This is a genomic window from Kitasatospora sp. NPDC056531, from assembly GCF_042794375.1.
Lineage (GTDB): Bacteria > Actinomycetota > Actinomycetes > Streptomycetales > Streptomycetaceae > Kitasatospora.
In genome coordinates this window covers 49,894-73,117 of record NZ_JBHTTU010000007.1, presented here as the reverse complement: position 1 = coordinate 73,117, position 23,224 = coordinate 49,894, and the positions used below count along the sequence as shown (strand labels likewise).

Genomic DNA, 23,224 nt, shown 5'->3' with positions numbered 1-23,224 from the left:
ATGAGCACGCCGTACCCGGACAGCGGACCGGAACTGATCCGCAAGATCCAGGCGATGCCCGCCAAGCGGCAGCGCGCCGTGATCGCGCTGCTGACCAAGCGGGGCGTCGACCTCTCCGCGCTGGACATCATCCCGCGCCTGCCCCGGTCCCAGGACCAGCCGCTCCCGCTCTCCTTCGCCCAGCAGCGGCTCTGGTTCCTCGCCCAGCTGGAGGGCACCAGCGCCTACTACAACGTCCCGATGGCGATGCGGTTGCACGGTCCGCTGGACCGCGCGGCGATGCGCCGGGCGCTGACCGGGCTGGTGCTGCGGCACGAGGCCCTGCGTACCCGGTTCGAGGAGCGCGACGGCGTCCCGTACCAGTGCATCGACGATGGCACCGGCTTCACGGTGCGCGAGCAGGACGTCGCCGACCCGGCGCAGGTGCCCGGGATCTGCCAGCAGGAGATGCTCACGCCCTTCGACCTGGCGCAGGACGCGCTCATCCGGGCGCTGCTGCTGCGGGTGTCGGAGACCGAGCACGTCCTGATGGTGACGATGCACCACACCGTCTCGGACGGCTGGTCGGTCGGGGTGTTCTTCCGCGAGGTGACCGAGCTGTACGAGGCGGCCCGCCAGGGCCGCGACGACGCCCTGGAGCCGCTGCCGGTGCAGTACGCCGACTTCGCGCACTGGCAGCGCCAGTGGCTGGCGGGCGAGGTGCAGACCCGTCAGGTCGACTACTGGAAGCGCCAGCTCGCCGGCGTCGACACGGGTCTGACGCTGCCCGCGGACCGCCCGCGCCCGCCGGTGCGCGGCTACGACGGCACCAGGGAGTTCTTCCACTGCCCGCCGGAGCTGCTGAAGCGGCTCCGCGAGCTCGGCGAGCGGCACGACGCGACGCTGTACATGACGCTGCTGGCCGCCTACTCCGTCGTGCTGCACCGCTACACGCAGCAGACCGACATCGCCGTCGGCACCGTCATCGCCAACCGCAACCGGGTCGAGACGGAGGGGCTCATCGGGCTGTTCGCCAACACCCTGGTGATGCGCAACAGCCTGGACGGCGATCCGGCCTTCACCGAGCTGCTCGCCCAGGTGAAGCGGACCGCGCTGGAGGCCTACGACCACCAGGACGTGCCGTTCGAGGCCGTGGTGGACGCCCTCCAGGTCGAGCGCGCACTCAGCCACTCACCGGTCTTCCAGACCGTGCTGGTGCTCCAGGAGGAGCAGACGGAGCAACGGCTCACCCTGGGCGGGCTGGAGGTGACCCCGGTCGACGTCGACTTCACCATCGCCAAGTTCGACCTCACCCTCGACCTGCGGGAGACCCCGCAGGGCCTGGCCGGCGCCGTGGAGTACAGCACCGCCCTGTTCGACCGGGAGACCGTGCAGCGCTTCGTGCGCCACTTCACCACCCTCCTGGCCGCCGTCGCCGACGCGCCGCAGGAGCCGATCTCCCGGCTGCCCCTGCTGGACGACGCCGAGCTCGGCGCCGTGACCCGGGAGTGGGCGGCCCCGTCGGGCCCGGCGCCCGAGCCGGTGCGCCGGCTCGACGAGTGGTTCGAAGAGGTGGTGCGCCGTACGCCGGACGCGGTGGCGGTGACCTGCGAGGGCCGCTCCCTGACCTACGCCGAGCTGAACGCGCGGGCGAACCGCCTGGCCCGGTACCTGCGTGCGTCGGGCGTGGTCCGCGACACGCTCGCGGCGCTCTGCCTGCCGCGCGGCGAGTGGCTCGTCGTCGGCGCGCTGGCGGTGCTGAAGGCGGGTGGCGCGTACGTGCCGCTGGACCTGACGGCGCCGGTCGACCGGCTCGGCCACGTGCTGTCGGACAGCGCCCCGAAGGTGGTGCTGGTGGACGGTGAGCTGCCCGAGGGGCTCAACGCCGGCGGCGCCCAGGTGGTGGACGTGCGCGGGAACTGGGAGTGGCTGCCCGCCGACGACCTGGAACCGGTGACCGGCGCCTCGCCCAAGGACCTGGCCTACGTCATCTACACCTCGGGCTCGACCGGCCTGCCCAAGGGCGTCCTGGTCGAACACCGCAACGCGACCCGGCTGTTCACCACGACCCGGGAGTCGTTCGGCTTCGGCCCCGAGGACGTGTGGACGCTCTTCCACTCCTTCGCCTTCGACTTCACGGTGTGGGAGATGTGGGGTGCCCTGCTGCACGGCGGCCGACTCGTCGTCGTCCCGCAGGAGGTGGCCCGCAGCCCCCGGGAGTTCTACGCGCTGCTGTGCGCGGAGGGCGTGACCGTCCTGAACCAGACGCCCAGCGCCTTCGGACAGCTGATCGCGGCCCAGGGCGAGGACGGCGCCCGGCACCGGCTCCGCACGGTGGTGTTCGGCGGCGAGGCGCTGGACCCCACGGCGCTGCGCCCCTGGTTCGCCCGGCCGTTCAACGCGGCGACCGAGCTGGTCAACATGTACGGCATCACCGAGACGACGGTGCACGTGACCCACCGGGTGGTGAGGGAGGCCGACACCGCCTCCGCCGTCAGCCCGATCGGTGGGCCGCTGCCGGACTTGAACGTCTACGTGCTCGACCGCCACCTCAACCCGGTGCCGACCGGGGCGGTCGGCGAGATGTACGTGGGCGGCGCGGGGGTTGCCCGCGGGTACCTGAACCGGCCGGAGCTGACCGCCGAGCGCTTCCTCGACGACCCGTTCCGGGCGGTGCCCGGCGCCCGGATGTACCGCACCGGGGACCTGGCCCGGCGGCTGGCGGACGGCTCGCTGGACTACCACGGGCGCAACGATGACCAGGTCAAGATCCGCGGATACCGCATCGAACCGGGCGAGATCTCCGCCAGTCTCAACGAGCATCCCGGGGTGCGCTCGTGCGCCGTCGTGGTGCGCGAGGACCGGCCCGGCAACCGGCAGCTCGTCGCCTACGTGGTGCCGGCGGCGGACCAGGGCGAGGCGGGGCTGCGCGCCGAGTTGGACCGGCTCGCCCGCCGTGTCCTGCCCGAGTACATGCTCCCCGGCGCCTACGTGCTCCTGCCGGACCTGCCGCTGACCACCAACGGAAAGCTCGACCGCGCCGCGCTTCCGGCCCCCGACATCGACGCCTACACCCAGCGGCAGGACCGCGCGTACGTGGCCCCGGCCGACGGCACCGAGCGGGTGCTGGCGGAGGTCTGGGCCGACCTCCTCGGCTTCGAGGCCGACCGGATCAGCGCGAACGACAACTTCTTCACCCTGGGCGGCCATTCACTGCTCATCACGGTCCTGGTGGCACGGCTGCGGGCCGCCGGGCTGCAGCTCACGGTGCGTGACCTGTTCGACGACGCCACCCTGACCGGCCTGGCGGCGCGCATCGACGCGGGCACGGCCGAGACGGGCGGGCCCGGCACGGGCGAGGACCCGGCGGCCGAGCCCGGCTACTCCGTGCCGCCGAACGCCGTCCCCGAGGGCTGCGAGCGGCTCACCCCCGAGCTGCTGCCCCTGGTCCAGCTGGGCCAGGAGCACCTGGACGCCATCGCCGACCGGGTCCCCGGCGGCGCCCCCAACATCCAGGACGTCTACCCCCTGGTGCCTTCCCAGGAAGGCATCCTCTTCCACCACCTGATGGACCCGGAGAACGACCCGTACGTGATGTCCGCGGTGTTCGCCGCGGACGACGAGGCCGCGTGCACGGCGTTCCTCGACGCGCTCCAGGCGCTGATCGACCGCCACGACGTGATGCGCACCGCCGTCCTCACCGAAGGCCTGCCCGAGCCGGTCCAGGTGGTGTACCGATCGGCGACGCTCCCGGTGGACCACATCGACCTGTCCGAAGGCGAGGCGGCCGGCACCGGCGCGGACGCCGAGGAGCGGGCCCGCGCATTGGCCGGTCTGCGGGCCCAGCTGCCGCCGGACCGGGCGCCGATGCTCAGGGTCCGGATCGCGGAGGACCCCGGATCGTCCCGGCGCTTCCTCCTGATGAACTTCCACCACCTCATCGAGGACGCCACCTCGATGCGCCTGATCGCGGACGAGCTGGCCGCCCACATGGCCGGGCGCGCCGACCTGCTCACTCCGCCGGCGCTCTACCGCGACTTCGTCGCCCACACCCTGCACCAGCTGCGTACCGGCGACGTGGAGCAGTACTTCCGCACCACGTTCGGCGACGTCACCGAACCGACGGTGCCGTTCGGCCTGAGTGACGTGCACGGCGACGGCCGCCGTACCCGCAAGCCGCGCCGCTCGCTGCCCGCCGACCTCACCCGGCGGCTGCGGGCCGAGGCCGGGCGGCTCGGCCTCAGCCCAGCGTGGCTCTTCCACGCGGCCTGCGCCCGCGTGGTGGCCGCCGGCAGCGGGCGCGACGACGTGGTCTTCGGCACCGTCATGTCGGGGCGCCTCCAAGGCGTGCCCGGGGTGGAGCGGATGCTGGGCAACTTCATCAACACCCTCCCGTTGCGGGTGCGGCTGGCCGGGCGCACCGTGCGGGAGCTGGTCGACGAGGTCGCCGGCGACCTGCGCGAGCTGATCGTCCGCGAGCAGTCCTCGCTGAGCCTGGCCCAGCGGTGCAGCGGACTGGACAGCGACACCCCGCTGTTCAGCGCGGCGATCAACTTCCGGCACTTCGAGCCCGCGCGGGACGACGTCCCGGCACCGCTCCTGGAGGACCAGGGCATCCGCTGGCTGGCTGTCATGGACCGCACCAACTACCCCATGGGCATGTCGCTCGACGACCTCGGGGACGAGCTCTCCCTGACCGTCCAGATCGAGGACACGGTCGAACCCGAGACCCTGCTGTCCTACGTGGAGACCGCGCTCGCCGGCATCGTCGACGCGCTCGCCGCCGACGACGGACACAGCACCCTGGCACTCGACATCGACGTGCTGCCCCCGGCGGAGCGGGAGCGGCTGCTCACCGTGGCCCGCGGCGCGCGCCCCCCGTACCCGCAGGACTCCTGCCTCGCGGAGCTGTTCGAGGAGCAGGCGGCCAAGCGCCCCGAGGCGATCGCGGTGCGCCAGGGCGAACGGCGGCTGACCTACGCGCAGCTCAACGCGAGGGCGAACCAGGTCGCCCACCACCTGCGCGGCGCCGGGGTGGGCCCCGACGTCCTCGTCGGAGTGTGCGCGAACCGCTCGCCGGAGCTGGTGGTCGGACTGCTGGGCGTCCTCAAGGCGGGCGGCGCCTACGTCCCGATCGACCCCGACTACCCCGAGCAGCGCATCCAAGCCCTGCTCGACGGTTCCGGGGTGCGCATCGTGCTGGGGCAGTCCGGGCTGCCGGGACCTCTCTTCGAGCAGGTCGACGAACTCGTCCACCTCGACACCGGCGAGCGTGCCGGCGACCGGGCCCAGGTGCTCGACAGCATGCCCACGCACGATCCCGACCGCGCCGGGCTGGGCCTGACACCGGACCACCTCGCCTACGCCGTCTTCACCTCCGGGTCCACCGGCCGCCCCAAGGGCGTGCTGGTGGAGCAGCGCGGTGTGGTCCGACTGGTGCGCAACCCGGACTACTTCGCCGCCGGCGAGTCCACGGTCGTGCTCCACCACTCCTCGATCTCCTTCGACGCCGGCTCCCAGGAAGTGCTCACCCCGCTCCTCTCCGGCGGCCTCCTGGTGCTGCACGACGGCGACTCCAAGGACCCGGCCCAGCTGCTCGACTGTGTCGAGCGGGCCGGCGTCACCACGATGCTGCTGTCGGCCGCCTTCCTGCCGGCCTTCGCCGAGGCTGCGAGCCGCCGTGCGCTGCCGCTGCGCGAGCTCGCGGTCGTGGGCGACACCTTCTCGGCCCGGGACGTCCAGCGCCTCCACGCGGCCCACCCCGGGCTGACCGTGACCAACGGCTACGGCCCGACCGAGAACAGCATCGCCTCCACCTACCACGTGATCCCGCGCGGCCTCGCCGAGGACAGCCGGGTGCCGATCGGTATGCCCGTCCCCCACACCACCGCCTACGTCACCGACGACCGGCTGCGGCTGGTGCCGGACGGGGTGATCGGCGAGCTCTGCCTGGGCGGAGCCGGCGTCGCCCGCGGTTACCTCGGCGACCCGGAGCTGACGACCCGGCGGTTCGTCGACGACCCCTTCGGCGACGCCCCGGGCGGCCGCCTGTACCGCACCGGCGACCTGGTGCGCAGGCTGTCCGACGGCACCCTGGAGTTCCGCGGCCGGGTGGACGAGCAGGTCAAGGTCCGCGGCTTCCGCGTCGAGCCCGGCGAGATCGAGGCGGCGCTGAACGCGCACCCCTCCGTGCACAGCGCGGTGGTCGTGCCCCGCTCCGACGGCGAGTCCGGCACACTGAGCGCCTACGTGCGCCCGGCCGAGGAGTGGCTGGAGGAGGCAGCCGCGGATCAGACCGCCGAGCACCTGGTCCAGTGGCGGCAGCTCTTCGAGGACCAGTACTCCCGGGAAGCCGAGGAGGCCGTCCCCGACGACCTCAACCTGGCCGGCTGGGAGAGCAGCTACAGCGGGGAACCGATCCCCGAGGCGGAGATGCGGGAGTGGATCGACGGCACCGTCGACCGGATCCGCGGGCTGCGGCCCAAGCGGCTGCTGGAGATCGGCTGCGGCACCGGACTGCTGCTCTTCCGCTACGCGCAGGAGTGCGAGCGGGTGCACGGTATCGACATCTCCGCCGCGGCCCTGGCGGACGTGCGCCGGGGCGCCGAGCGCCGCGGCTGGTCCCACCTCACCCTGCGGCAGGGCGACGCGCTGTCGGTGGCGGATCTCGGCGACACGACCTTCGACGTGGTCGTGCTCAACTCCGTGGCGCAGTACTTCCCCAGCCGCCATTACCTCCAGGAGGTGATCGCCCGGATCCTGCCCCTGGTCGAGGAGGGCGGCCGGATCCTGCTGGGCGACATCCGCAACCTGGACCTCTTCTCCGAGCACGTCTGCGCCATCGAGCGCAGCCGCTCCGGCGTGCCGAGCACGGCCGGCGCGCTGGCCGCGCAGGTGCAACGCCGCCGCCGGCAGGAGACCGAACTCCTGGTCAGTCCCAGCTACTTCGCCCGGCTCCCGGAGCGATTCGAGGAACTGGGTGCCGTCGACATCGTGGTCAAGCGGGGCACCGGCGGCAACGAGATGCTCGCCTACCGCTACGACGTGGTGCTGACCAAGGGGCAGGCCGCCACGACGCCCGGCCTCCCCTGGCTGGAGGCCGCCACCCCGGCCGAGCTGCGCGCCCTGCTGGTGGGCGACGTCCCCGAGCGGTTCGGCGTCACCGGACTGACCAACCCGCGGGTCGCGGAGGACGTGCGCGTCCTCGCCTCGCTGGCCCGGCTGGCCCCGTCCCGCCAGGTGGAGCCGCTGCCCGGTGGCGAGCGGCTCTCGGCGCGGGCCCGGGAAGAGGTGCGGGAGCTGGAGGCGGTGCTGCGGCACGCCGAGGAGCTCGGCTACCACATCGCGGCGACCTGGTCCCAGGACCGGCCGGATGGCCTCGACCTGGTGCTGGGCTGGGGCGAGCGACCCCGGGTGCTGGCACGCGGCCCGTACCGGGCCCAGCGCCTGGCCAACGCGCCGCAGATCGACCGGGTCGGCCCCGGCCTGGTCCGGGAGCTGCGGGACCACCTGTCCGACCGGCTGCCGGACTACATGGTCCCCGGTGCCTTCGTCGTCCTGGAGGAACTGCCCGTCACCCCGCAGGGCAAGGTCGACAAGCGGGCGCTGCCGGCACCGGACGAGGAGGACCTCGCCAAGGAGGTCTACGTCGCGCCCCGCACCGAGGCCGAGCACCTCCTGTGCCGGCACATCGGCGCGATCCTCGGGCTCGACCGGGTCGGCCTCCAGGACAACTTCTTCAACCTGGGCGGCCACTCCCTGCTCGCCACCCGCCTCAACCTGCGGGTCAAGAAGGAGACCGGCGCGGACCTGCCGCTCCAGCTCATCCTCACGGCCGCCACCGTCGAGGACCTGGCGGCGGCGCTGGAAGCGGACACCCGGAAGGCAGAGCCGCCCGCCGCCGTGGCCGGCGAGCCCGGCGACGGAGCCGACGCGCACCCGGCAACCGGGGCGGAGCGCGACGGCGGGGACGCCGGCCAGCCGCGGCCGTCCGACGACCTGCTGCCGGCCGCGCCCGCGACGGAGGGGGACGAGGCACCGCTGTCCTTCGCCCAGCAGGACCTGTGGTTCCTGCGGACCCCCGCGCACCTGGGCACCGCGCACGACAACGCCCAGCTGGCCGTACGGCTGCGCGGCCGGCTGGACCGGGACGCCATGGCGCGGTCCGTGCACGCCCTGGTGGCGCGGCACGCGATCCTGCGCACCAGCTACCCGGAGCGCGACGGGACCGTCGTCCAGCGCGTGAACGCCGCCGACGGCTTCGAGACGGCCGTCCTGGAGCTCCCGAAGCCCGCCGGGGGAGAGGCCGCGCTCGCCGAATGGCTGCGGGCCGAGCGACTGCGTCCCTTCGCGCCGCAGGACCGGCACATGCTCCGCGCCCACCTGCTGGTCGTCGACGAGGACGAGCACGTCCTCGTCCTCACCCGCCCGTGGGGCGTCGTGGACGGCTGGTCCACCGGCATCCTGATGCGGGAACTCGTCGAGATCTACCGTGGGTCGGGCGATGGCCGACCGGGCCCGGCGCCCCTGCCCCTGCAGTACGCCGACTTCGCCCGCTGGCAGCGCCGCACCGTGGACGCCGCCGAGCTCGACCGCCAGCGCGACTTCTGGCACAAGCGGCTCGACGGACTGCCCGAGCGCATCGCGCTGCGCACTGACTACCCGCGCTGCGCGGTGAAGTCCTACCAGGGCGCGGCGGTGGAGTTCGCCGTCCCGGCCGACCTGGTGGAGCGGCTGCGCAGGCTCGGCGCGCAGCACGGTGCCACGCTCTACATGACCGTGCTGGCGGCCTACGCGGCCTTCCTGGGCGGGCACACCGACGACCGCGAGCTGGCGATCGGCTCGCCGGTGACCAACCGGCCGGCCGCCGAACTCGACGACGTGGTCGGGTACTTCGTGAACGCGCTGGTGCTGCGCCTGGACGTGGCGCCGCAGCAGGCCTTCACCGGACTGCTGGCCCAGGCCAGGGAGGTGGTGGCCGAGGCGCAGGCGCACCGGGACCTGCCCTTCGCGGACCTCGTCCGCACCCTGGTCCCGCGCCCCGATCCGGCCCACTCCCCGCTGTTCCAGGTGATGTTCAACCTGGCGCCGGCCCCGGCGACGGGCGGTGCGGCGCAGCGGGACACCGACCGCATCGACGGCCTGACCGGGGAGACGCTCTCCACCGCTCCCGGGACGGCGACCTTCGACCTGAACCTGTCGCTGCGTGAGACGGACAAGGGCCTGGAGGGCTACCTGGAGTACAGCACCGACCTGTTCGCCCGGGCGAGCGCCGAGCGGCTGTCCGGGGACTACCTGCGCCTGCTGGAACGGATCGTCCGGCGTCCGGAGACGGACCTGGCCGAACTGCGGGCCGAGGCCGGCGCGCAGAGCGAGGAGGAGTCCTCATGAGTGCCCCGACAGCCGTCGTCCTCGGCGACGTGGCCCTGGTCGTCCTGGTGTCCTGGCTGTGCGGCGGCCTCGCCCGCAGGCTCAACCAGCCGACGGTGACCGGCCAGATCCTGGGCGGCATCGCCCTGGGGCCGACCCTGCTGGGCCGGCTTCCGGGCGATCCGACCACGTTCCTCTTCCCCGCCGGGGCCCGGCCGTTCCTCTCGGTGCTGGCCCAGGTCGCCATCGTTCTGTTCCTCTTCGTGGCGGGCTACGAGATCGACTTCCGCACCTTCCGGGCGGGACGCACCGCGGTGAACGTCGCGCTGGCGGCCCTGCTGGTCCCGATGGGGCTGACCCTGGCGGCCGTCTCCCTGTGCGGCGGGATCTTCTCCGCGGTGGACCCGGCGCACGCGGGCCGGACCTCGTTCGCGATGTTCATGGCGGTGGCGATCTCGATCACGGCGCTGCCGGTCCTGGCGGCCATCGTGCGCGAGCGCGCGCCGGGCACCAGGGCCGGAACGGTGGCGATCGCGGCGGCCGGACTCATGGACGTGGCCGCCTGGCTGGTGCTGGCCGCGGTGCTCAGCGACTCAGGCCATGCCACCCGCTGGTCCTGGCCGGTGGCCCTGGCGCTGCTGGTAGGGTTCGCGGCGTTCCTGTTCGGCTGCGTCCGGCCCGTGCTGCGCTGGTGGTTGGCCCGGCCGGCCACCCTGCTGAGCAACCCGGTGCCGGTGGCGCTGGTCGTCGCCCTGGGCAGCGCCTGGGTCACCGAGTCGCTCGGGCTGCACGCCGTCTTCGGCGGGTTCCTCGCCGGGATGGCCATGCCGCGGCGCGACGGCGCCCCGGACGCCGACGTCCTGGGGCCGATGGAGCAGACCGCCAACCTGCTGCTGCCGCTGTTCTTCGTCACCACCGGACTGTCCGTCAACCTCGCCACGGTGGGGGCGGACGGTCTGGCCCTGCTCGGCCTGCTCCTGCTGGTGGCGATCGCCGGCAAGATCGTTCCCACCTACGGCGTGGCCCGCCTGCACGGCATGGAGCCCCGGCAGTCCGCCCTGGTCGCCGTCATGGTGAACACCCGCGGTCTGACCGAGCTCATCGTGCTGGAGGTCGGCAAGTCCGCGGGCCTCATCGGCCAGAAGCTCTACGCCGTCCTGGTCCTGGTGGCGCTGGTCACCACCGTGATGACGGGCCCGCTGCTCCAGCTGATCGGCGACGGTCCCAAGGGCGGGCGGCGGGCGGGCCGCATCGGGACCGGTACGTCCCCCACTGCACCAACTTCACCCACTGCACCAACTTCACCTACTGCACCAACTGCACCAACTGCACATCCAGTACAGGCCGTCGGCGTCGGCGGCGAGGAAGCGGGAGAGAAATCAGCGTGAGCAACACCGAAGCATTCGATGTCGTTGTTGTCGGCGGCGGTCCTGGCGGCTCGACGTTGGCCGCACTCGTCGCCAAGAAGGGGCACTCGGTGCTCGTTCTGGAGAAGGAGTTCTTCCCGCGCTACCAGATCGGGGAGTCGCTGCTGCCGTCCACCGTCCACGGCGTCTGCCGGCTGACCGGCGCGGCGGACGAGCTGGCGAAGGCGGGCTTCCCGCTCAAGCGCGGCGGCACCTTCCGCTGGGGCGCCAACCCGGAGCCGTGGACCTTCTCCTTCTCGGTCTCCCCCCAGATGGCCGGTCCGACCTCCACCGCCTACCAGGTGGAGCGCTCCAAGTTCGACAAGATCCTGCTGGACAACGCCCGCCGGGTCGGCGCCGTGGTCCGCGAGGGCAGTGCGGTGTCGGAGATCGTGGAGGACGGCGACCGGGTCACGGGCGTGCGCTACACCGACGACCAGGGGGTGCAGCGGGAGGTGTCGGCCCGGTTCGTGGTGGACGCCTCCGGCAACCAGAGCCGACTCAACCAGAGCATAGGCGGCCGCCGGGAGTACTCGGACTTCTTCCGCAACCTGGCGCTGTTCGGCTACTTCGAGGGCGGCAAGCGGCTGCCGGAGCCGACCCGCTACAACATCCTGTGCGTCGCCTTCGAGAGCGGCTGGTTCTGGTACATCCCGCTGAGTGACACCCTGACCAGCGTCGGCGCCGTGGTCCGGCGGGAGCTGGCCGAGAAGGTCCAGGGCGATCCGGAGAAGGCGCTCCAGGCGCTGATCGACGAGTGCCCGATGATCTCGGACTTCCTCGCCCCCGCCACCCGGGTCACCACCGGCCAGTACGGCCAGATCCGGGTCCGCAAGGACTACTCGTACCACCACACCGCCTTCTGGCGGCCGGGCATGATGCTCGTCGGTGACGCCGCATGCTTCGTCGACCCGGTCTTCTCCTCCGGCGTCCACCTGGCCACCTACAGCGCGCTGCTGGCCGCGAGGTCGATCAACAGCACGCTGGCCGGCGAGGTCGAGGAGGAGGTGGCGATGAAGGAGTTCGAGGCGCGCTACCGCCGCGAGTACGGCGTGTTCTACGAGTTCCTGATGTCCTTCTACGACATGCACCGCGTCGAGGGCTCCTACTTCTGGGACGCCAAGAAGCTCACCCGGAACAGCAACTCCGAACTGGAGTCGTTCGTGGAGCTGGTGGGCGGTGTCTCCTCCGGGGAGGCGGCGCTCACGGACGCCGAGTCGGTCGCCGCACGCCTGCACGCGCAGACCGAGGAGTTCGCCGCCGCGGTCGAGACCATCTCGGCGGGCGGCAACGAGAACTGGGCCCCGCTGCTGGGCTCGTCGGTGGCGCGCGAGGCGATGACCGAGAGCTCGAAGATGCAGATGCACGTGGCGCTGGGGGAGGACGCCGAGGAGGAGCTGCCGCTCTTCGAGGGCGGCCTGATCCCCTCGGCGGACGGCCTCTCCTGGGTCGCCCCGCAGTCGGCCTGACGGTTCGCCGTGACCGGGGGCCGGGCGGGTCGTCGGGCCGGGCGGGTCGTCGTGGCACGTGCCCGGTCGGCCCGCCTGCTCCGGCGGGGCGGGCCGACCGGCTCACCGGGGCGGGCGGACCGTCACCTCGGCCCCATCCGCAGGGCGCCGTCGAGCCGGATCGTCTCGCCGTTGAGCATCGGGTTGTCCACGACGTGGGCCACGAGCGAGGCGAACTCCTCGGCCTCGCCGAGGCGTTGCGGATGCGGCACCTGTCGGCCGAGCGCCTCGATCGCGGACTGCGGGAAGCCGTCGAACATCGGGGTGCGGAAGAGGCCCGGGGCGATGGTGACCACGCGGATCCGCGACTGGGCGAGGTCGCGGGCGATCGGCAGGGTCATGCCGACGATGCCGCCCTTGGCGGCCGCGTAGGCGGCCTGCCCGATCTGGCCGTCGAAGGCGGCGATCGAGGCGGTGTTGACGATGACTCCGCGTTCGTCGCCGTCCGCCTCCAGCCGGATCATCCGGGCCGCGGCGAGGCGGATCACGTTGAAACTGCCGATCAGATTGGTCCGGACGACCTCGCTGAAGGCCTCGAGCGGGAACGGGCCGCTGCGGCCGGCCGTCCGGTGGGCGTTGCCGATCCCCGCGCAGTTGACCACGATCCGCAGCCGGCCGAGTTCCACGGCGCGGTCGACGGCGGCGGTGACGTCCGCCTCGCTGGTGACGTCGCCGGGGGAGAGGACGACTCCCCCGCCCAGTTCCGCCACGACCTTTTCACTCCGCGCGGAAGGCCGGTTCAGGATGACCACGGAAGCACCCCGCTCGCGCAGTTTCCGTACCGTCGCCAGGCCGAGGCCGGACGTTCCGCCGGTGACCAGCGCAACGCTTCCTTCGATTCGCACGTGTTGCTCCAGTTCTGTTGGCCGGCTCACCGGGGGAACCAGGCGCTCGAAAGGCTCGCGGACATTCCTGCAAAGCCCCGGCCGTCACGCTAGCCAGCTCGGCCGTAAAGGCGCAAGCGCTGTTCCGGAGAATTCTGTCGGTCCGGCCGGAAAGCGCGAAGAAGATCCGAACCCGTACATTCCGGGGTGAGGTGCGGACGGCCACTGCGGCCCCGATCCCGGTGAAGCAACGAAACCACGCCTGCAAAGAAGGTGCACAATGTCGAACAGCATGACGTCGGCGGTCTTCGACGAGGTCGACGAAATCCGCGAGAAGGTCCGGGGATCGCGCGACGCATTCCGGGACCGCGAATTCCTGGACGAGTTGGCGCAGCTAATCGCCGACGCTCCGAACCTGGGCCGGCAGCCGGCCGCCCGGGCTTTGGTCGAGGACCTCCGGGCCTACACGCCCGGAGCCCGCCTGGACGCCGTCAAGGCGCACATCAACGACGAGCGCGACAACCACGTCTTCTCGCTGTTCGACGCCTCGTACTTCCCCGCCCTGTCGCTGGAGTACCTGACGTACGAGACGCTGCCCACCGACCCGCACCTGGCCGCCCGGTACGCCAGCAACACCATGCCGGTGAACATCGCGGGCAGCTCGAAGGGGTTCGAGTCGCGGGTCGTCGTGGCGTTGTTCCCGGAGAACCACGTCGACGGCATCCAGCACGGCGACGACCTGATCTTCTACTTCATCAACAAGTTCGTCGAGCGGCACAACCGGATCACCCGGAAGATGATCGATGCGGTGATGGCCGAGGACGCCTTCCCGCTGCTCCGGGGCGTCGACGACAAGACGGTCGAGCAGGCCTCCTCGTGGTGGGTGCGGCTGCACGAGTACCACCACCGGCAGGGCGACATGCCCATCCCGGACTACCTGCCGGTCAAGAAGCTGAAGCCGCTGGCCGGCCTGGAGGAGTTGCGGGTCGACGTCTCCGCGATGCTGGTCTGCCTGAACGACCCGCAGCTGCCCGCCCGGGAAGCGCGGCTGGCGTACGAGTACATCCTGTCCGAGCGGCTGCTCCGCTACGCGGTGGAGGGGATTCCGCGCCCCAACTACGACGCGGTCGCCTCCCAGCTGCTCTTCAACTACCTCTCCAAGCACGGCGGAATCGCATTGCGTGGGGACCGGATCCGGCTCCACGACGAACTCCCCGAGGTCCTGGCCGAATTCCTCGGTGCGATCCAGCGGATCGAGCGGGAGATCCGGACCGGTGTCCCGGCCGACGAGGTCAAGCAGCGGCTGCTGGAATTCACCAACGAGTACACGGACTACGACGAGGATGCCAAGGACTACCGGCACATTCCGTTCTTCGCGGAAGTCAAGGAACGCCTCGGCGTCTGAGGCGGCGGCCGGTTCGGCCGGGGTCCGGCGGAGCGGGGTGACCCGCTCGGCCGGGCTGTCGGCCGAGGGCGCCCGGGGAACGCCCGGCGAATGTCACGCTGTGCTTGCCGGAACCGTTGGCTGATGACTCTCTGTGCATTGCCCTCGCCATGGGCGTCCTATAGTGTGACGGATGATCACGAGGGGAGTGGAAGTGACGGGGGTCTCTTCTGGGGGTTCTGTGACGGCGGCATCCGCCGGGCGTATTCGCCGGCGGTGTGTCGGATGTGAAGGTCTTTCGCGGGTGTAGCGCTCGGCGCTCCCCGGTTTCCAGTGCACGCCGAATGTTCATTCTCCGTGCCCGTTCTTGTTGCGTGCATTTCCTTCCCGCTCTCGCGGAGTCACGTCGGTCGTTCCGCGGGAGCCGCCGCGGGTCCGTCCGGACGTTTCGCCGGCGGTCCCGCACGTCTCCGGCTGCCCGGGACGAGCCGGGTCCGCGTACCCGGCCGCCCGGAGCGGAGCCGCCAGAAAGGAACACCCCCTCATGCCCACGCGTCACCCGAGCCGGTCCGAGATCGCCGTCGTCGGCATGGCATGCCGCGTCCCCGGGGCGGAGGACCTCGGTGCCTTCTGGCGGCTGCTGCGCGACGGCACCGACGCGATCGGCGACCTTCCCGAGGGACGCTGGGACCTCGGCGCCGTCCCGGCGGAACTCCGGCCGGCCGGTTTCGGGCGCGGCGGATTCCTCGACCGGGTCGCCGACTTCGACCCGGAGTTCTTCGGCATCACCGCGCGCGAGGCCGCGGCGATGGACCCCCGCCAGCGGCTCGCCCTGGAGCTGGGCTGGACGGCCATGGAGCACGCGGGCGTGGTGCCCGGGAGCCTGCGCGGCGGCTCCACCGCGGTGTTCCTCGGCGCCACCGGCGACGACTACGCCACCCTCGTCCACCGGCACGGCGAGGAGGCCGTCTCCCCCTACACGCTGACCGGCCTGAGCCGGGGCGTGATCGCCAACCGGATCTCCTACCACCTCGGCCTGCGCGGTCCGAGCCTCACCGTCGATGCCGCGCAGTCCTCCTCGCTGGTCGCCGTGCACCTCGCCTGCGAGAGCCTGCGCTCCGGCGCCACCGACCTGGCGCTGGCCGGCGGCGTCCACCTCAACCTGACCCCGGACAGCACGCTCGCCTTCGCCCGGGCCGGAGCCCTCTCCCCGGACGGCCGCTGCTACGCCTTCGACGCGCGCGCCAATGGCGCCGTCCGCGGCGAGGGCGGCGGCCTGGTCGTGCTCAAGCGCCTGGCCGACGCCGTCGCCGACGGCGACCGGATCCACTGCGTCCTGCTCGGCAGCGCGGTCAACAACGACGGCGGGGGCGACTCCTTCACCACCCCTGACGGCACGGCACAAAAGGAACTGCTGCGCGAGGCCTACGAACGGGCCGGGACGGCGGCGGCGCAGGTGGGGTACGTCGAACTACACGGCACCGGGACCAGGGCGGGGGACCCGATCGAGGCGGAGGCGCTCGGCGAGGTCCTCGGCCGGGAACGGCCCGCCGGACGGCCGCTGCTCGTCGGATCGGTGAAGACCAACATCGGGCACCTCGACGGGGCCTCGGGCGTGGTCGGGCTGATCAAGGTCGCGCTCTCCATCGGGCACCGGGTCCTCCCGGCCAGCCTCAACTACGCCGAGCCCAACCCGTCGATCCCGTTCGAGCGGCTCGCGCTCCGGGTCAACGACACGGCCGGCCCCTGGCCCGAGGGCGCCCGGCTCGCCGGCGTCAGCTCCTTCGGCATCGGCGGCACCAACTGCCACGTCGTGGTCGGCGACGCCCCCGGTGAGACGGAGGCAGTAGCAGAGGCAGAGGCAGAGACCGGGCCGGCCGTGCCGGTGCCGGTGCTGGTGTCCGGCCGGAGCGAGGCGGCACTGCGGGCCCAGGCCCGCCGGCTGCTGGAACACGTCGACGCCGACCCGGGGCTGCGCCCGCGCGACGTCGGGTACGCCAGCGCCACCACGCGTACGGTCCTGGAGCACCGCGGGGTTGTCGTCGCCGCGAACCGTGCCGAACTCCTGGCCGGACTCGCGGCATTGGCGGAGGGCGAGCCGTCCCCGCACGTGGCGGCCGGCGTGTCCGGGCCGCTCTCCCGGGCCGTGTGGATGTTCCCCGGGCAGGGCCCGCAGTGGGCCGGGATGGCCCTGGAGCTGTGGGACTCGTCGCAGGTGTTCGCCGCCCGGATGGCGGAGTGCGCGCGACTGCTGGACGGTCAGGTCGACTGGTCGCTGCGGGAGGTGCTCGCGGACGAGGCGGCGCTGAGGCGGATGGACGTCATGCAGCCCGCGCTCTTCGCGGTGCAGGTCTCGCTCGCCGAGGTGTGGCGGGCCGTGGGCCTGCGGCCGTCCGCCGTGGTCGGCCACTCCCAGGGGGAGATCACCGCGGCCTGCGCGGCGGGGATCGTCCCGCTCCCGGACGCCCTGCGGCTGATGGTGGAGCGCAGCCGGGCCATCGTCGCCCGGCTGTCCGGCCACGGCGCGATGGCCCTGCTGGCGATGCCGGTCGAGGAGGTGGACCGGGAACGGGTCGCGATCGGCGCGGTGAACGGCCCGAACTCGGTCGTCGTCTCCGGTCCCGTCGAGGTCGTGCAAGCGGTGATGGCCGAGTGCGAGGCCCGGGGCGTCCGGGCCCGGACGGTCCCGATCGACTACGCCTCGCACTCGCCGTACGTCGAGCCCGTCCGCGAGGAGGTCCTGCGAGCGGCCGCCGGAGTCACCGCCCGGGCCGGCGACACCGCGTTCTACTCGACCGTCACCGGCGGCCTCCTCGGTGCGGACGGCCTGGACGCCGGGTACTGGTACCGCAACCTGCGCGAGCGGGTGAGCTGGATGGAGGCCGTACGGGCGCTGGCCGCGGACGGACACGGGGTGTTCGTGGAGGCCAGCCCGCACCCGGTGCTGACCACGGCCGTCCAGGAGACCCTGGGCGACGCCTCGGGCGCGGTGGTCCAGGGCACCCTGCGCCGCGGCGAGGGCGGGCTGCGGCGGCTGCTGCTGTCCATGGCCGAACTGTACGTCCAGGGCGTCGAGTTGGACTGGCAGTCGGTGTTCGAAGGCACCGGCGCCCGTACCGTGGAGCTGCCAGGCTACGCCTTCCAGCGCCAGCCCTACTGGCTCTCCGGCACCGCGCTGCCTGCCTTGTCGGTGCCGGCGGTTCCGTCGTCGGCACCCGGGGCCGAACCCGTCGCCCTGCCGCGGCGGACGGCGCGGGGGTCGGAGGACCTGCACGCCCTGGTCCGGGCCCAGGCGGCGGCCGTGCTCGGCCGCACCGACCCGGGCGCGATGGCGGCCGATCACGCGTTCCCGGACCTCGGCTTCGACTCCGCGACCTCCGTGGAGCTCAGCGTCCGGCTTGGGAGGGCGACCGGGCTGCGACTGCCCACCACCCTGCTGTACGACTACCCGACGATCACTGCGCTGGCCGGCCACCTCGACGAGGAGCTCTCCGGGGAGGCCCCGGAGGAGCACCCGGCCGCCGCCGGCTCCGCCCTGGACGACGACCCGATCGCGATCGTGGGCATGGGCTGCCGCTTCCCGGGCGGGGTGGCCTCGCCCGAGGACTTGTGGCGCCTGGTCCAGGAGGAGGTGGACGCCGTCGCGGCGTTCCCCGAGGACCGCGGCTGGAGCCTCGACCCGGAGCGCACCGGAGAGGTCCGTACCGGCGGCTTCCTCGCGGGCGCCCTGGACCTCGACGCCGACTTCTTCCGGATCAGCCCGCGCGAGGCGCGGGCGATGGACCCGCAGCAGCGGCTCCTGCTCGAAGTGTCCTGGGAGGCGCTGGAGCACGCCGGAGCCGACCCCGCCGTGCTGCGGGGGAGCCGGACGGCCGTCTTCATGGGTGTCATGAACCAGGACTACGTCCCCCCGCTGGACGAGACCTCGGAGAGCTTCGGCGGCTACGCCCTGACCGGAGGCACGCCGAGTGTGGCGTCGGGGCGGATCTCGTACACCTTCGGGTTCGAGGGGCCGGCGGTGACGGTGGACACGGCGTGTTCGTCGTCGTTGGTGTCGCTGCATCTGGCGGTGCAGTCGCTGCGTTCGGGGGAGAGCTCGCTGGCCCTGGCCGGCGGGGCCACGGTGATGTCGACTGCCGGGATGTTCGTCGAGTTCTCCCGGCAGGGCGGGCTCTCCCCTGACGGGCGGTGCAGGGCGTTCTCGGATGCGGCGGACGGTACGGGGTGGGCTGAGGGTGTGGGGGTGGTGGTGCTGGAGCGGTTGTCGGATGCGCGGCGGCTGGGGCATCGGGTGTTGGCGGTGGTGCGGGGTTCGGCGGTGAATCAGGATGGTGCGTCGAGTGGGTTGACGGCGCCGAACGGGCTTGCGCAGCAGCGGGTGGTGCGGGCGGCGTTGGCGGGTGCGGGGTTGTCGGGTGTCGATGTGGATGTGGTGGAGGCGCACGGTACGGGGACGCGGTTGGGGGATCCGATCGAGGCGCAGGCGCTGTTGGCGACGTACGGGCAGGGGCGGTCGGTTGAACGGCCGTTGTGGTTGGGGTCGTTGAAGTCGAACATCGGGCATGCGCAGGCGGCTGCGGGTGTCGGTGGTGTGATCAAGATGGTGATGGCGCTGGAAGCGGGGGTGCTGCCGCGCACGCTGTACGCGGAGGTGCCGTCGCGTCATGTGGACTGGTCCTCGGGTGGGGTGGAGTTGCTGCGGGAGCGGCGGGTGTGGCCGGAGGTGGGTCGGGCGCGTCGGGCGGGGGTGTCGGCGTTCGGGATCAGCGGCACGAATGCGCATGTGATCCTCGAGCAGGCGCCGGTGGAGTCCGGGGCGGAGGAGTCGGGGTCGGAGCCGGGCCCGGTGCCGGTGGTGGTGTCGGGGGCGAGTGCGGCGGCGTTGCGGGCGCAGGCCGAGCGGTTGCGGGTGCGGGTGGAGTCGGATCCGTCGGTGCGTGTGCTGGATGTGGGTTTGTCGTCGGTGTGTTCGCGGGCGGTGTTGGAGCACCGGGGCGTGGTGGTCGCGGACGGCCGTGACGGTTTGCTGGAGGGGTTGGCGGCGCTGGCGGCCGGCGGGGACGGTTCGTCGGTGGTGGCCGGTGCGGACCGGCGGGCCGATGGCCGGGTGGTGTTCGTGTTTCCGGGGCAGGGCGCGCAGTGGGCCGGGATGGCCGTCGAACTGCTGGACTCCGCACCGGTGTTCGCGGACCGGATGGCCGAGTGCGAACGGCTGCTGGACGGCCTGGTCGACTGGTCGCTGCGTGAGGTGCTGACCGACGCGGCCGCGCTGGAACGGGTTGACGTGGTGCAGCCCGCGCTCTGGGCGGTGATGGTGTCGCTGGCGGCGCTCTGGCGCTCCTACGGCGTCGAGCCGGCGGCGGTCGTGGGCCACTCGCAGGGCGAGATCGCCGCCGCCTGCGTGGCCGGCGCACTCACCCTGGAGGACGCGGCACGGGTGGTCGCCCTGCGCTCGCAGGCGATCGCCCGAGGACTGGCCGGCCACGGCGGGATGATGTCGGTGGCACTGCCGGCCGACGGCGTGGAGGCCCGCCTCCGCACGTGGCCGGGCCGGCTGGAGGTGGCGGCCCTGAACGGTCCGTCCGCCACGGTCGTCGCCGGCGATCCGGACGCCCTGGACGAGCTGCTCGCCTCCTGCGAGGCGGACGGCGTGCGGGCCCGCCGGGTGCCGGTGGACTACGCCTCCCACACCGCCCACGTGGAGCGGATCGAGGACGAGCTCGCCCGGGTACTCGCGGACGTGCGCCCCGGCCCCGCGCGGGTGCCGCTCTTCTCGACCGTCGAGCGGGACTGGCTCGGTGAACGGCCGGTCGATGCTGGCTACTGGTACCGCAACCTGCGGCAACCGGTGCACTTCCACTCCGCCGTGGCGGCACTCGCCGAGCAGGGGTACCGCACGTTCGTCGAGGTCAGCCCCCACCCTGTGCTCACCATGAACCTCGAGGAGGTCCTGGAGGGCCGGCCCGAGCCGGGCGCCGCCGTGGTCTCCGGCACGCTCCGGCGCGACGAGGGAGGACTCGACCGGTTCCTGACCTCGGTAGCGAGGCTCTGGACGAACGGTGCCGCAGTGGACTGGAACGGAGCCTACGCCGGGACCGGCGCGCGCCGCGTCGAGCTGCCGACCTACGCCTTCCAGCGGCGCCGCCACTGGCTGCACCCGCTCGCCGACCGGCCGCTGCTCGGGCCGCCCGTGGAACTCGCCGACGGCGGCACCGTGCACACCGAACGCCTTTCGCTCCGCAGCCGGCCCTGGCTGGCCGACCACCGCGTGCTCGGCCAGGCAGTGGTGCCAGGAACGGCCCTGCTGGAGATGGCGCTGCGCATCGGCCACACGGTGGACGAACTGACCCTCCAGGCACCGCTGGTGGTGCCGGAACGGGGCGAGGTCGAGGTGCAGCTGACGGCGGCGCCACCGGACGCGTCCGGCCGGCGGGAACTGCGCATCCACGGTCGCCTGTGCGGCGAGGCCGAGGAGGACTGGCGGCTGCACGCCACCGGGCGGGTGGGCCCGGCCGAGGCGGTCGCTGCCGACCCGGCGCCGACCGAGTGGCCGCCGAGCGGTGTGATCCCGCTGGACCCCGCCGGGTGGTACGACGAGCTCGCCCGGCGCGGTCTGGAGTACGGGCCGGCCTTCCGCAACCTGCGTGCGGCGTGGCGGCACGGTGACGACCTCCTCGCCGAGGTGGCGCTAGCGGAGGAGCCGGGACCGTTCCGCGCGAATCCCGCGCTGCTGGACGCGGTCCTCCATCCGCTGGTGCTGGAGGAGGGCACCGGGCCGGTGGCCCCGTTCTCGTGGGAAGGCGTGCGGCTCGCCCGGACCGGGGCCTCCCGGCTCAGGGTACGGATCGGCCTGCTCGGCGGGCAGCGGGCTGCGCTGGCCGCCACCGACGACAACGGCGCCCCGGTGCTCTCGGTCGACTGCCTCACCCTGCGCCCGCTCGACGCCCGCCGCTTTGACCCCAAGCTGTTCCAGGTCGAATGGCGCGAGGTCGGCGTCCCCGCCGGAACCGGGGCGCCGGACGCCCCGACCGTCGTCCTGCCGGTTCCGTCGAGCGCGACCGAGCTGCCCGCAGCCGTGCACGTGATGGCGGAGCAAGTGCTGAGGGACGTCCAGACGTGGCTGGCCGAGCACGGCGAGGGCCTCGGACGACTGGTCGTCACCACCCGCCGGGCCGTAGCCGTGGCACCTGGCGAGGAGCTCGACCTGCCCGCCGCCGCCGTGTGGGGCCTGCTGCGCTCGGCCCAGACGGAGCACCCGGGCCGGATCGTCCTGCTGGACCACGACGGCGACGGGGAACCCGCGGCCGATCTGCTGCGGGCGGCCCTCGCCGTCGACGAACCGCAGGTCGCCCTGCGCGCCGGACGGATCCACATCCCCCGGCTCGCCCGCGGCTCCGTCCCCGGGCCCGCCGCCGACCGGTCGCTCGCCGGCCCCGACGGGACGGTGCTGATCACGGGCGGTACCGGCGGCCTCGGCGCCACCGTGGCACGCCGTTTGGTGGAGCGGCACGGCGTCCGCCGACTGCTGCTGGTCAGCCGCAGCGGCTCCGCCGCCGACGGCGCGGCGGACCTGGTGGCGGAGCTGACCGCCAGCGGCGCAGCCGTCTCGGTGGCCGCGTGCGACGTGGCCGACCGGTCCGCGCTGGCCGACGTCCTCGCGGCCGTCCCCGCGTCGGCCCCGCTGCGGGCCGTGGTGCACGCGGCCGGGGTCCTGCAGGACGGCGCGATCTCCTCGCTGACGACGGAACGACTGCACGCCGTCCTCGCGGCGAAGGCGGACGCGGCCTGGCACCTGCACGAGCTGACCGAAGGCATCGAGCTGTCCGCGTTCGTGCTGTTCTCCTCGGTCTCGGCCACCGTCGGCCTGGCCGGGCAGGCCAACTACGCGGCCGGCAACGCCTTCCTCGACGCGCTCGCCCACCACCGGCACCAGCGGGGACTTCCCGCGGTGTCGCTGGGCTGGGGCCTGTGGGAGCAGAGCACCGGCCTGACCGGAGCGCTCGGCCCCGCCGACCGGCGGCGGATCCTCCGGACCGGCCTGCGGCCGCTGCCCACCGACCAGGCGCTGGCGCTGCTCGATCTCGCCCTCGACGCGGACCGGCCGCACCTGGTGCCCGCCTGGTTCGACCCGGACGAGCTGCGGGAGAGCGCACCGCCCGCGGTGCTGCGCGCACTGGTCCGCGCCCCTGTCGCACCGACCAACCGGACGGCGGACGGTGCGCGGTCCCTGGACGAGCAGCTGCGGTTCCTGCCGGAGCACGAGCGCGAACTGACGCTCCGCCGACTCGTCCAAGCGGAGATCGCGACCGTGCTGGGCCGTTCCGGACCGGGCGACGTCGCACCCGACCGCGGCTTCATGGAGATGGGCTTCGACTCGCTCACCGCCTTGGAACTGCGCAGCCGGCTGGCCGGCCTCACCGGGCTCACCCTGACCGCGACGGTGACCTTCGACTACCCGAGCGTGATCGCCCTGGCCCGGCACCTGCTTGAGCAGCTCGCCCCGGATCCGGCCCCGGTTCCGGCCCCCGAACCGCCGGCCGAGCCCGCGCTCGCCGCACTGGCCCGACTGGTGGCCGGCGCGGCCACCCTCGACGCCGGGCTGCGCCTGGACGTCACCGCACAGGTGTGGGAGTTGCTGTCGGTACTGACCGCCGGAGCGGGCGGGGCGGAGCCGGTGCACGACGAGGAGATCACCGCGGCAAGCGCGGACGAGCTCTTTTCCTTGATCGACGATGAGCTTGGAAGGCCCTGAAG

Annotated in this window: 6 protein-coding genes; 5 read left to right on the top strand and 1 reads right to left on the bottom strand. The window is 73.0% G+C overall.

Going from position 1 to position 23,224, the window contains the following annotated elements; all coding sequences use genetic code 11:
* Genes ACFQ87_RS10210 through ACFQ87_RS10200 form a run of 3 tightly spaced genes read left to right on the top strand, consistent with a single transcriptional unit; the run spans window position 1 to window position 12,223 of the window.
* Entirely contained in the window at window positions 1-9,369 is a 9,369-nt protein-coding gene (locus tag ACFQ87_RS10210; protein WP_380610185.1) for an amino acid adenylation domain-containing protein, read from the top strand.
* Complete coding sequence (locus ACFQ87_RS10205) at window positions 9,366-10,736, top strand: cation:proton antiporter (RefSeq protein WP_380610184.1); 1,371 nt, start codon at window positions 9,366-9,368, stop codon at window positions 10,734-10,736. Before ACFQ87_RS10210 ends, ACFQ87_RS10205 begins: the two co-directional genes overlap by 4 nt.
* Window positions 10,733-12,223 (top strand): tryptophan 7-halogenase, encoded by a 1,491-nt coding sequence (locus ACFQ87_RS10200; RefSeq protein ID WP_380610183.1) that lies wholly within the window; start codon window positions 10,733-10,735, stop codon window positions 12,221-12,223. Before ACFQ87_RS10205 ends, ACFQ87_RS10200 begins: the two co-directional genes overlap by 4 nt.
* Window positions 12,224-12,345: 122 nt before the next feature.
* Here ACFQ87_RS10200 and ACFQ87_RS10195 read toward each other — a convergent pair whose 3' ends face one another.
* Complete coding sequence (locus tag ACFQ87_RS10195; protein ID WP_380610182.1) at window positions 12,346-13,107, bottom strand: SDR family NAD(P)-dependent oxidoreductase; 762 nt, start codon at window positions 13,105-13,107, stop codon at window positions 12,346-12,348.
* Between the two features lie 259 nt (window positions 13,108-13,366).
* Between ACFQ87_RS10195 and ACFQ87_RS10190 the strand changes: the two genes are divergently transcribed.
* Window positions 13,367-14,491, top strand: a complete 1,125-nt coding sequence (locus ACFQ87_RS10190; protein WP_380610181.1) for a DUF6421 family protein — start codon at window positions 13,367-13,369, stop codon at window positions 14,489-14,491.
* 523 nt (window positions 14,492-15,014) lie between these two features.
* Window positions 15,015-23,222 (top strand): SDR family NAD(P)-dependent oxidoreductase, encoded by an 8,208-nt coding sequence (locus ACFQ87_RS10185; RefSeq protein ID WP_380610180.1) that lies wholly within the window; start codon window positions 15,015-15,017, stop codon window positions 23,220-23,222.
* Window positions 23,223-23,224: the final 2 nt, after the last annotated feature.

Excerpts from the sequence above, each read along its gene's own strand:
- ACFQ87_RS10190 (WP_380610181.1), top strand. The coding sequence starts at position 13,367 with ATGTCGAACAGCATGACGTCGGCGGTCTTCGACGAGGTCGACGAAATC.
- ACFQ87_RS10185 (WP_380610180.1), top strand. The coding sequence starts at position 15,015 with ATGCCCACGCGTCACCCGAGCCGGTCCGAGATCGCCGTCGTCGGCATG.
- ACFQ87_RS10205 (WP_380610184.1), top strand. The coding sequence starts at position 9,366 with ATGAGTGCCCCGACAGCCGTCGTCCTCGGCGACGTGGCCCTGGTCGTC.
- ACFQ87_RS10210 (WP_380610185.1), top strand. The coding sequence starts at position 1 with ATGAGCACGCCGTACCCGGACAGCGGACCGGAACTGATCCGCAAGATC.